Annotated in this window: 7 protein-coding genes; 3 read left to right on the forward strand and 4 right to left on the reverse strand. The window is 40.9% G+C overall.

Annotated features, from left to right (window positions below):
- Nucleotides 1-31: 31 nt before the first annotated feature.
- From RWZ99_RS07290 to RWZ99_RS07300, 3 genes are all read right to left on the reverse strand, one after another.
- The gene (locus RWZ99_RS07290; protein ID WP_314677475.1) at nt 32-178 is read right to left on the reverse strand and encodes a hypothetical protein; all 147 of its coding nucleotides are present in this window, start codon (nt 176-178) and stop codon (nt 32-34) included.
- Between the two features lie 183 nt (nt 179-361).
- Nucleotides 362-814 carry a hypothetical protein gene (locus RWZ99_RS07295; RefSeq protein ID WP_314677477.1) on the reverse strand — a complete coding sequence of 151 codons (453 nt, stop codon included), beginning with the start codon at nt 812-814 and terminating at the stop codon, nt 362-364.
- 81 nt (nt 815-895) lie between these two features.
- Nucleotides 896-1,546, reverse strand: coding sequence for a hypothetical protein (locus tag RWZ99_RS07300; protein WP_314677480.1), 651 nt, complete (start codon nt 1,544-1,546; stop codon nt 896-898).
- A gap of 28 nt (nt 1,547-1,574) precedes the next feature.
- On the opposite strand from RWZ99_RS07300, the gene RWZ99_RS07305 reads away from it, so the two are divergent.
- Nucleotides 1,575-1,805, forward strand: coding sequence for an LPXTG cell wall anchor domain-containing protein (locus RWZ99_RS07305; RefSeq protein WP_314677483.1), 231 nt, complete (start codon nt 1,575-1,577; stop codon nt 1,803-1,805).
- Nucleotides 1,806-2,404: 599 nt separating this feature from the next.
- Here the strand turns inward: RWZ99_RS07305 and RWZ99_RS07310 are convergent.
- Entirely contained in the window at nt 2,405-2,836 is a 432-nt protein-coding gene (locus tag RWZ99_RS07310) for a hypothetical protein (RefSeq protein ID WP_314677486.1), read from the reverse strand.
- A 624-nt stretch (nt 2,837-3,460) separates the two neighbouring features.
- On the opposite strand from RWZ99_RS07310, the gene RWZ99_RS07315 reads away from it, so the two are divergent.
- Together RWZ99_RS07315 and RWZ99_RS07320 are read left to right on the forward strand one after the other, a co-directional pair.
- A complete protein-coding gene (locus RWZ99_RS07315) occupies nt 3,461-7,822 on the forward strand; it encodes a glycoside hydrolase family 70 protein (RefSeq protein WP_314677489.1) in 4,362 nt (1,453 codons plus the stop codon).
- Between the two features lie 776 nt (nt 7,823-8,598).
- The gene (locus tag RWZ99_RS07320) at nt 8,599-12,582 is read left to right on the forward strand and encodes a mucin-binding protein (protein ID WP_314677492.1); all 3,984 of its coding nucleotides are present in this window, start codon (nt 8,599-8,601) and stop codon (nt 12,580-12,582) included.
- Nucleotides 12,583-12,778 lie beyond the last annotated feature (196 nt).

The raw sequence follows: 12,778 nt of genomic DNA on the forward strand, positions 1-12,778 counted from the left end.
CCGCATCAGTAAGTGAATCAATCTCTGAATCTCAATCTGTATCCAACTCAGAATCTGCTTCAACAAGTGCCTCAGTATCAGAATCGCAATCAGTTTCTAATTCCGAGTCTGCTTCAGTAAGTGCTTCGATTTCAACAAGTGAGTCCGTATCGTTGAGTGACTCAGCATCATTGAGCACTTCTGTTTCAGAATCACAATCAGTATCGAATTCAGAGTCATCCTCAACAAGTGCTTCAGTTTCAGCTAGTGAGTCCGCTTCATTGAGTGAATCACAAAGTACAAGCGCATCAGTTTCGGCTTCCGAGTCTGTATCATTGAGTACATCAAGCTCATTGAGTGCATCTGTTTTTGAAAGTCAGTCTCAAGCCTTCAGTGCTTCGATTTCTGCAATTATTTCAACTGTAGAATCTATTTCGAATTCGGCTTCAAGCTTCATTTCAACAAGTGAATCGATTTCAACATCTAACTCAGCCTCATTAAGTGACTCAGCGTCGTTGAGCGCTTCCATTTCGGGATCACAATCAGTATCTAATTCTGCAAGTGCATCTGAAAGTGTCTCAGTAAGTGAATCACAGTCTGTTTCAAATTCAGTGTCGGCGTCAGTTTCAGAGTCAACTTCAACAAGCGCTTCAGCATCAGTAAGTGCTTCGATTTCGACAAGTGAGTCTGTATCGTTGAGCGAGTCGCAAAGTGCAAGCCTCTCAGCATCTGAGTCGGCTTCAACGAGCGTTTCATCCTCAGAATCAACTTCATCAAGCGTTTCAGCATCTGAGTCGGCTTCAACCTCAGCATTCTTGAGTGCATCTGAAAGCACAAGTGTTTCAACAAGTGCCTCAGAATCCGCTTCAGTAAGTGCTTCGATTTCAACAAGTGAGTCTGTATCGTTGAGCGAGTCTCAAAGTGCAAGCGTCTCAGCGTCAGCGTCTGAATCAGCTAGTGTGTCTGCATCAGAATCGACTTCATTGAGCGTCTCAGAGTCCGAGTCAGCCTCAACAAGTGCGTCAGTTTCAGAGTCAACTTCAACAAGCGCTTCAGCATCAGTAAGTGCTTCGATTTCGACAAGTGAGTCTGTATCGTTGAGCGAGTCGCAAAGTGCAAGCCTCTCAGCATCTGAGTCGGCTTCAACGAGCGTTTCATCCTCAGAATCAACATCGGCGAGTGTGTCAGCATCTGAATCAACTTCAACGAGCGTCTCAGCGTTTGAATCAACTTCAACAAGCGTCTCAGAGTCCGAGTCAGTTTCAACAAGTGCCTCAGAATCCGCTTCAGTAAGTGCTTCGATTTCGATAAGTGACTCTGTATCGTTGAGTGAATCGCAAAGTGCAAGTACATCAGAGTCTGAGTCAGCTTCAACGAGCGTCTCAGCTTCAGTAAGTGCTTCGATTTCGACAAGTGAGTCTGTATCGTTGAGCGAGTCGCAAAGTGCAAGCCTCTCAGCATCTGAGTCGGCTTCAACGAGCGTTTCATCCTCAGAATCAACTTCATCAAGCGTTTCAGCATCTGAGTCGGCTTCAACCTCAGCATTCTTGAGTGCATCTGAAAGCACAAGTGTTTCAACAAGTATCTCAACATCATTGAGTACTTCAGTCTCTGCATCAACAAGTGCATCAGTATCAGCCTCATCGAGTGCCTCCGAGTCGTCGTCTGAAGTTAAGGATCCTAAACAAAAACGTGGTAGCCAAGCTCTTCCTAAGACTGGTGAGGAAAACTCATCATTATCATTGGCATTTGGAGCCTTGGCAACTGCAACAGGTCTTGGCTTTCTTGCTAAACGTAAGAAAGATGAAGAAGGTGAGGACTATTAGTAGTATAGTATTGCAAAAGTCTTAACAATACTCAGAAAAGCACGAAAAACACCTCTATGTTAGTGAATAATCTAGCAAAGAGGTGTTTTTATTTGGAAATATTGAGCTGGTTTTAAAAAGAAGAAATAATTGGAATATAGAAAAAGGAGATCATGTTTAAGACAATCTCCTAGTTTAGTGATCTAATCTTACCGAGATGAGAGGCGTTGTTGCTCTGTTAAAATGACTTCAAATAATAGATTTCCGACCAAATTGAACATCAAACGAGATCGCAAATTTTCACGTTTTTTTGGGGCATCGTAAATAAAAATCATATGGTCACTAATTTTAGAAAGTAGGTGATTCCCTAAGGTGGTAATAGTTAAGACAGTTGTCCCATGCTCCCAAGGCTGTTAAAGCAGCAGCAACTTATGTCGTGGATAACTTTGCAGATGCCGTTACGCATTTGGAAAACTTGTTAGACTTATGATGTTAACATTCAATATCTAGAATGAAAGTAGATTGGGATTTAGTCCCAATCTACTTTTTGTTATGACTTGATTGAAGTTAACTAGTTTAAATTTAAAAGAAGATATGGCAGAAAACCATATCCTCTTTCTTTATTTCTCTACTTTTTTATACATGACTGTCCCCACTGTTACAAGAATAGTTAAGAGAATCGGTATGACTCGAAAAACTCCCCAGTCAGGGTCACCAGCCAAAAGGATAGAGACTATATAAAAACCAATACTTGTGGCTAAGAAATTTTTATTACCTTTTTTACACCCTATGCCTGTTAAGATGGTTGCAATGACAAAGCTAACCAAGCTATAACCTAGAAAAACAATTACAAGCATTCCCAAAGGATTTGACAAACCCAAAAGTAAAAACAAGGCAAGATAAACCAAAGCTAAATAAAACGCGATCGATAGGAGAACAGAGGCAAATCTGTTTCCTTGAGGATTTTGCTTAAGACCGTCCGTCTTAGTGACTTCTTGACCAGTCTTCCCCTTATCTTGGTTTGTCTTGAAGTTTGTATTTTGTACTGACATCTTTCTCACCTACCCCTCTATTTGTTTCTAAATGATTTAACTCTTTTCACCTCCATTATACTCCTTTTGATTTTATTTATCAGTAGGATAGATAGGGTTTTGTGGTATAATTGTCGCTTGATTATCGCTTTATTATCAGGTTTGTATCCCTTTTCATTTTTGATGGAAAAGTGGTTCTTACTATCGCTTTAATAGTTAAACTTGAACCTCTGATACCTCGGTAACTTGTCAGTTGCTTAGATAGTTAGAATTTAGTTTTTATATGAGAAGCTAGCCTAAAAAAATACCATCTTAACAGACCTAATGGTTTGGTTGGGCTTGTGTTTTTTATTGCTTTGAGAGGAGAGTCTTAAGGATTTGGTGAATTTTCATTAGATTCTCTTGCAATCCCATTAAAAGTAGCAACTTATCAATAATCATTCTAAACAGTGATAGAGTATCATTTGTATTGATTTTAAAAAATAAAATGAGCTTTTTTATTCCGAAATACTCATTTTAAACTAATCTATTTAAAATAATAAAGTGCTTTTTCTAAAAATTATGAAAGTTTACCAAATATTATTGAAAAAATGCGTCCAATGTTTTAGAATGAAGCTATTAATGGGAAAAAGGAGTCTTTTTATTATGGACAAAAAAGTACATTATAAAATGCACAAAGTTAAGAAACAATGGGTAACCATCGCAGTGACGGGGATGTCACTCGGTGCGGTCTCAGCTGTTTCTTTAGGGACTAACGACGGTGTCGTTCAGGCCGATGAACACACGGATGCTACTGTAGCCATCCCCGATATTACTGTTGATACGGGGACTGTATCCAACGATGCAACGGCTGCTCAGGATCCAACTACAACAGTTGCAACGACAAACGCTGTTGCAACTGATCAAGCAGCTCCAGCAGCAACTTTCGATTTGACAACTGATACAACAGATACAGTTGTAGCGAATGCTGTTGATACGGCAGCGCCAGTTGGTACTGATCGTGCAGCTACTACAACAGATACAACAGCAACCAACGATACAGCTGTTGATACAACAACAAACAACACTACAACTGACACAACAACAGTTACGGATCGTGCAGCGACAGCTACACGCCGTGCAACTGGTTCTCGCCGTGGTCCTACAGGAGGCCGTCGTGCCACACCAGTTAACGGCAACACAAACAATGCCAACAACGGCAATAATACTGTTACAGTAGTGAATAACGACCTCCCAGCAACTAACAATGTAGTAACTAATGGTCCAAGCCACATCAAAACAATTGATGGCAAACAATACTACGTTGAAGATGATGGAACTATTCGTAAGAATTATGTTCTTGAACGTAACGGTGGAAGCCAATACTTTAATGCTGAAACAGGTGAATTGTCTAACCAAAAAGAATACCGTTTCGACAAGAACGGTGGCACAGGTTCATCTGTTGATAGCACAACCAACACTAATATTACTGTAAATGGCGACAAAAATGCCTTTTATGGTACAACTGAGAAAGACATCGAACTTGTTGATGGTTATTTCACGGCCAACACATGGTATCGTCCAAAAGAAATCTTGAAAGACGGTAAAGTGTGGACAGCTTCAACTGAAAATGACAAACGTCCATTGCTCACTGTTTGGTGGCCAAGTAAAGCTATCCAAGCTAGCTACCTCAACTACATGAAGGATCAAGGTCTTGGTACCAATCAGACTTATTCAGCTGTCAGCTCACAAAGTCAGATGGATCAAGCAGCGCTTGAAGTTCAAAAGCGTATCGAGGAACGTATTACGCGTGAAGGCAACACGGACTGGTTGCGCACAACAATCAAAAATTTCGTGAAGACTCAACCAGGTTGGAACTCAACTTCTGAAAACCTTGATAACAGTGACCACTTGCAAGGTGGTGCCCTTCTCTATAACAACGATAGTCGTACAAGCCATGCTAACTCAGACTATCGTCTCTTGAACCGCACACCAACTAACCAAACAGGTAAACGCAATCCTAAGTATACCAAGGATACAAGTAACGGTGGTTTCGAGTTCTTGTTGGCTAATGATATCGACAATTCAAACCCTGCGGTTCAAGCTGAGCAGTTGAACTGGCTCCACTACATCATGAACATCGGTACTATCACTGGTGGTTCTGAAGATGAAAACTTCGATGGTGTTCGTGTCGATGCCGTGGATAATGTCAATGCCGACCTTCTCCAAATTGCTTCAGATTACTTCAAAGCTAAATATGGTGCTGATCAAAGTCAAGATCAAGCCATTAAACACATGTCTATCTTGGAAGCATGGTCTCACAATGACCCATACTACAATGAAGACACTAAAGGTGCTCAATTGCCAATGGATGACCCTATGCACTTGGCATTGGTATATTCACTCTTGCGTCCAATCGGTAACCGTTCAGGAGTTGAACCACTCATTTCAAATAGTATAAATGACCGTTCTGAAAGTGGTAAAAACTCTAAACGTATGGCTAACTACGCTTTTGTGCGTGCTCACGACTCTGAGGTACAATCAATCATTGGTCAAATCATCAAAAATGAAATCAACCCTCAATCAACAGGGAATACCTTCACTCTTGATGAAATGAAGAAAGCCTTTGAAATCTATAACAGAGACATGCGTAGTGCTAATAAGCAGTACACACAATATAATATTCCATCAGCATATGCCTTGATGCTTACGCATAAGGACACTGTGCCACGTGTTTACTATGGAGATATGTACACAGATGACGGTCAATATATGGCCCAAAAATCACCATATTATGATGCTATTGAAACCCTCTTGAAAGGCCGTATCCGCTATGCAGCCGGTGGTCAAGATATGAAGGTTAACTACATCGGTTATGGTAATACTAATGGTTGGGATGCTGCAGGTGTCTTGACTTCTGTACGTTATGGTACAGGGGCTAACAGTGCTTCTGATGCTGGTACATCAGAAACACGTAACCAAGGTATGGCAGTTATCGTTTCAAACCAACCTGCCCTTCGTTTGACAAGTAACTTGACTATTAACATGGGTGCGGCTCACCGTAACCAAGCTTATCGTCCATTGCTTTTGACAACAAACGATGGTGTAGCTACTTACTTGAATGACAGTGATGCTAACGGTATTGTCAAATACACTGATGATAACGGTAATTTGACATTCAGTGCAAGCGAAATCCGTGGTATCCGTAACCCTCAAGTTGATGGTTACCTTGCGGTTTGGGTACCAGTAGGTGCTTCTGAAACTCAAGACGTGCGTGTGGCACCAAGTAAAGAAAAGAACAGCAGTGGTTTGGTTTACGAATCAAATGCTGCCCTTGATTCACAAGTTATCTACGAAGGATTCTCAAACTTCCAAGACTTCGTCCAAGACCCATCACAATATACTAACAAGAAGATTGCTGAAAATGCCAACCTCTTCAAATCATGGGGTATCACATCATTTGAATTTGCTCCACAATATGTTTCAAGTGACGATGGTACTTTCCTTGACTCAGTAATCCAAAATGGTTATGCTTTCACAGACCGTTATGATATTGCAATGAGTAAGGACAACAAGTATGGTTCATTAGCTGACTTGAAAGCAGCGCTTAAATCACTCCATGCCGTAGGTATCTCAGCAATTGCTGACTGGGTTCCAGACCAAATCTACAACCTTCCTGGTGATGAAGTAGTTACAGCAACTCGTGTTAATAACTATGGTGAGACCAAAGACGGCGCAATCATCAACAAGACTCTTTATGCCGCTAAAACACGTACGTTTGGTAACGACTACCAAGGTAAATATGGTGGTGCCTACCTAGATGAATTGAAACGTCTCTATCCACAAATCTTTGACCGTGTTCAAATCTCTAATGGTAAACGTATGACAACTGATGAGAAGATTACAAAATGGTCTGCTAAATACATGAATGGTACCAACATTCTTGATCGTGGTTCAGAGTATGTGCTTAAGAATGGTCTAAGTGGTTACTATGGCACAAATGGTGGTAAAGTTAGCCTTCCAAAAGTTCTAGGAAGCAACCAATCAACAAACACCGACAACCAAAACGGTGACGGTAGTGGTAAGTTCGAGAAGAGCTGGGGCAGTGTCTATTATCGTTATAACGATGGAAAACGTGCTAAGAATGCTTTCATCCAAGATAATGAAGGAAATGTTTACTACTTTGATAGCACGGGTCGCATGGCAATCGGTGAAAAGACTATTGATGGCAAACAGTACTTCTTCCTCGCTAATGGTGTGCAGTTGCGTGATGGTTATCGTCAAAACCGCAAAGGTCAAGTATTCTACTACGACCAAAACGGTGTCTTGAATGCTAACGGCAAACAAGAGCCAAAACCAGACAACAATAATAATGCATCAGGCCGTAACCAATTCGTACAAATCGGTAATAACGTTTGGGCATACTATGACGGTAATGGTAGACGTGTAACTGGACGTCAAAATATTAATGGTCAAGAGCTTTTCTTTGACAACAATGGTGTCCAAGTTAAAGGCCACACTGTTAATGATAATGGGGCTATCCGTTATTATGACGCAAACTCAGGTGACATGGCTCGTAACCGATTTGCTGAAATCGAACCAGGTGTTTGGGCTTACTTCAACAATGATGGTGTAGCTGTAAAAGGTTCACAAAATATCAACGGTCAAGACCTCTACTTTGATCAAAATGGTCGTCAAGTTAAAGGTGCTTTGACAAATGTAGATGGTAACCTTCGCTATTATGATGTGAATTCAGGTGACCTTTACCGCAATCGTTTCCAAGAAATCGGTGGTAGCTGGTATTACTTCGATGGCAATGGTAATGCTGTTAAAGGTATGGCTAATATAAATGGTCAAAATCTCCTCTTTGACAATAATGGTAAACAAATCAAAGGGTATGCAGTTCGCGTGAATGGTGTTGTACGTTACTATGATGCAAACTCAGGTGACATGGCTGTTAACCGTTGGGTAGAAATCAATCCAGGACGTTGGGTTTACTTCGATGGAGAAGGTCGAGGACAACTGTAGTCGTTTCTAAACTGTATGAACCGAGACAAGAGTCTCGGTTTTTATGGCATATTCAGATGTCAAAAAAAGATTTAGATGAGGACTGTAGCTAGTCATTTACACTATTTCATGAGTAACTCATGAAAGCTTGATATCACTTACTGATGTCTGTTCTTAGCTAAACAATAGTCATGCTAAAAATACTATTATTAATTTAACATTTAATACGAGAAAGCTTTGAAATTAAGGATTTTCATTAAATGCTTTCAATCTATTGACGAAGTGTAAAAGTCACTCTATACTAAAAGTAATGCTAGTTATCTATTGGTATTTCATAGCAAAGGGTAAGTGCAGGCTATGCCAATATCATTCCTAATAGGCCATTCTTTTTGAAATTTGGTAAGGTTCTTTTCCAAAGCTAAAGACAGCATTGTTTGTTTATAGTGACTTTCTTTAGACAGTCTCTATAGAATAGCATTAGACTATTAAAGACTCGTCATTTAAGCCATCGGTGTAATCTCATTTTGATATCACTTTCGTAAACTATTTGATAGATATTGCACATCAAAGCGCTATTTTTTCACTTGGGGGTTAAAATGATTAAAGTTTTTACACCTTACTTGTAAAAATTCCGTTCTCGTATTATAGTATATATAAGAGATATCAAAAATTTTAATCTTTGATAAGGGCTTGTTACGTTCTCTGAGGGAAAATGAAATCTTAATGGAAAAGATTTCCATGAGAACTTAGCAAGTATAGGATTTATTTCTTATAAAAAGCAGAAAGGGGGAGTATTTTTGAGAGCCTATAGGGAAGATGCGACTGAAGCAGCAGCAAGAACTGCCGAAGAGCATAATGCACGTAAGTCAGCGAACTCTGATTTAGTTGATACTATAGATCTTTCTAATGTATTGACTAATCCAAAAAGTCGCTCTGACCACAGTGCCCCCTCTCCTTTAGATTTTGCCAGAGCTGACGAAGCGCTCTTTGATAATCATGCTCACTCGGAAACCGTGAGGATTCCATCCAAGCAGGAGATTATCTTTCAAGGAGCGGATTCACTAACTCCAGATCCTGAAGTCATGGAAAACCATGTCTTTACTGGGACTAGAGATGGGAAAACTGGTTTAATCGAATGGGACAAGGACAGTTATACCTATCCTAAGATATCGGTACCAGTTGTCCAGGGCTATTTCGCTGACCAAAAGGAAGCGGGTTTTAACGTTGTCACACCATATGTGCCAACAGTAACGGAACATGTGACCTATAGGAAATTGGGACGCATAATCCCTGTGACAGAAGATGGGGAATACATTCCAGGTGCTTTGACTAAGCAGTATAACAATAACAAAAAAGATCCACGAAAGGCGGGTGAGACAGCAACACCAGCTGTTCAAGATTATATGACAGATATTAAAAGTGTAGTACCGAACAAACCAGGAGCGGACACTCCGGTTGTGTATCGTAAGATTTTCAAGAAAGCTAGCATCACTTATATTGATGAAACTACCGGTGCTTACTTGGTTAGTGACCAGTTGACTGGTGAATTAGGTGAAGCGATTGAATACGGGACAGCAACACGTATCAAGACTTTCAAGGACATGGGATATGACTTGATTCAGGACGAATTCCCTAAGGATGCCATTTTTGATGATAAAGATATTGATGATCAAGAGTGGTTCGTCCTCTTGCAACACGATGTTGCCAAGGTGGGACCTGAAAATGAACAAATCCCAGATACCCCAATTAATCCAGGTAATCCAGATGGACCTAAGTGGCCATCTAAATATGCATACGAAAAAGAAGTAAGCTTCACAGTCTTTTACAGAAGTACAGATGGCAATGCTGATTTGCCAGAAGCTGATGTGCAAAAAGCTTATTGGGTGCGTACTCTTACCTTCGACAAGGTTACAGGTGAGCTTGTTGACGAGACAGAGTGGTCTCCAAATAAAACCAAGTATTATGATATCTATGCACCAGTTGTTTTAGGTTATTTTGCGGATAGAGTAGAAGTTAAGGGTAGAGATGTTACCGAGGATAATATCGAAGAAACCGTTACCTACGTTCCACTTGGTAAAATCATTCCTATTGATGCGAATGGACGCTTGATTCCAAACGTTCCAACACCAACCTTTAATAATGATGCCAATAACCCAACTAAGGTTAGTGAGACACTTGTTCCTCACATTCCGGGTTACCGTCCAGTGCAACAAAGTGTCATGCCAGAGAACTTGACAGAAGATATTCTTGTCGAGTACGCTCCAATTCTAGAGGATGTAACGCAACCAACCTTGCAAACAGTCTTCTTCAAAGGAGCTGGCGAAGCAACACCACCTGTTAACATCCAGTCTGACTTCACCTTCACTGGTAAGTACAACCAAGCAGAAGATACTTACACCTGGGATCAAGACAGCTATACTTTCGCTAAGGTCAATGTTCCAGTTATCGAAGGTTACTTTGCGGACAAGGCAGTTGCTGGTATGCAGGTTGTTACACCTGATAAACCAGAAGCAACAGATAGTGTTGCCTATAAAGAACTTGGTAAGATTATCCCTGTTGATAGCTCTGGTAATCCAATCGCAGATGCAGAGCCGGTTCATTTTGCTAATGATCCTCAGGATGCAACGCAAGTTATTGAAACACCAGCGCCACAAGTTGCTGGTTACCAAGCTGAAACTGAAATGGTCTGGCCAGTTGATCTCAGCCTAGATCAGACCTTGGTTTATGAGCCAATCTTGGATGATATCACGCAAGATACTAAACAAACGGTTACCTTCCAAGGTGCAGGCTACAAAGATCCAGTTATTAACATCCAAGATAGCTTCACCTTCCATGGTAAGTTTAACCAAGTCGAACAAACAAGCACTTGGGATCAAGAAAGCTTCACTTATGATGTCGTAGAAGTTCCAGTTGTTGAAGGATTCTTTGCAGATAAACGTCAAGCTGGTGGACTTGAAGTTCGCCCTGACCTTCCAGAAGTGGAAGATACAGTTACTTACACAGAGCTTGGTAAGATTATTCCAGTAGATGAGTATGGTACACCTATTGAAAATGCACCTACTCCATGCTATAACAACGATCCTGAAGATCCAACCATGGCTATGGAAACAGTTGTTCCAGACGTTCTTGGTTACCTTTCAGAAAAGACCTTCATCACTCCTGAACATCCAGGTCAAGATACCAATGTTGTTTATGCTAAGGATGAGCAAAAAGCTATTATCCTTTACATGAATGAGCTTGATAAGTCAGAATTGACTCGTGATGTCGTCATCGGAAGCTCAGGTGAGAAGATTGACTACTCTACTGATGAACAAATCGCAAACTTGCTCAAACAAGGTTACGAGCTCGTCAACGATGGTTATGCAGCAGCCTTTGACCATACTTACAATGGTGACTCTGACTTTGATCAAGTCTTCGAAGTTGTTCTTCGTGAACGTTTGGTTCTTATTGATCCAGATATGCCAGCACCAGTTGCAGGTGAAGTTGTAGATCCAAACGATGTTAATAGTCCAGTTTGGCCAAATAGCGTAGAGATGCTCGAAAACCGTGCCGATGTGACACGTACAATCCAGTATGTCTTCGAAGAAGGCGGCTTGGCTTGCGACGACTACGTTGAAGTTCTTGATTTCAAACGTCTGGCTAACGTTAACCTTGTTACAGGCGCTATCAATTATGAAGCATGGTCAAGTACTCAAGCTGGCTTCTCAGCCGTTCCTTCTCCAGAGGTTGTCGGATTTACACCAGACCGTATGGAAGTAGCTGAAATGACAGATGTTTCTGTAGAAACCCCTGAAATCATGGAAGTAGTAACTTACCTCAAGGATGCTCAGAAAGCTACAGTTACTTATGTTGATGGTACAACTCGTAAGAAACTTGAAGTCGTTGACTTGCTTGGTAAATCAGGCGAAGTTATCGATTACTCAACAATCGAGCGTATCAAGTACTACAGTGATCGTGGTTATACCCTCCTTGCGGATGGCTTCACAAACGGTGTTATCTTTGATGGCGATTCACACGTTGACCAAAACTTCATGGTTACCCTTCGTCATGGTACAGTTCAAGTAGGTCCAGATAACATTCAAGAAGCTGGTACACCAATCAATCCAGCAGTACCAGATGGTGCCAAATGGCCAGAACGTGAAAGCTACATCAAAGACGTGACCTTCACAGTTCTCTACACATCTAGCGATGGACAAGCGGAACTTCCTGCTAATAACATTCAAACAGCTCAATGGACACGTACTTTGACCATTGATAAGGTTACAGGTGAAGAGCTCGGCTCAAGCTACTGGACTTCGAATAAAGGTCAGTTTGAAACAGTTATCACACCAGAAGTAGAAGGCTACAGCGCTGATAAGGATAAGGTTGAAGGTAAGACCGTTGGTCAACGTAACCTTGAGGAAACCGTTGTTTATATCCCATTGACAGGCGATATTAATGGTAAACCTAAGGAAAACAAGGTAGATGATATCGTTGTTGAAGAGGTTCAAGACCTAGAAATTCTTGATCAAGCTGATGAGAACACTGAATCCCGCAAGGCTCCAACAACCTATGGTCCTGATGATGATTTCGAAGCACCTGTTACAAGTCAGGATGAGGGTAAGGGCTCTAAACACAAGATGCCAATTAATCTCTCAAATGAGGAAGAAGCAAACAAAGGTAAGATTGAAGAAACTATCAATATCGCAGGCTTCACCGTATCGGTAACAGGTCTAGGACTTGGTCGTAACGGACGTAAGAAGAAAAATAAAAAAGATCACAAAGATCAAAAAGAAAAATAATCAAAAGACCTGAATCACTCAGGCATGCCCAGACAGAAAGAAAATCTCAAGTTGCTTATGGCACTTGGGATTTTTTTGTGGGTTCACTTGTGGTAACATCAGTTCTATACTAAAATAGAGAAGTACAATCACAAAAGGAGAATGCCATGCCGACAGAATATGAAAAAATGATTGCGGGTGAGTTTTATAAACCTAG

The sequence above is a fragment of the uncultured Streptococcus sp. genome (genome assembly GCF_963545685.1).
Taxonomy (GTDB): domain Bacteria; phylum Bacillota; class Bacilli; order Lactobacillales; family Streptococcaceae; genus Streptococcus.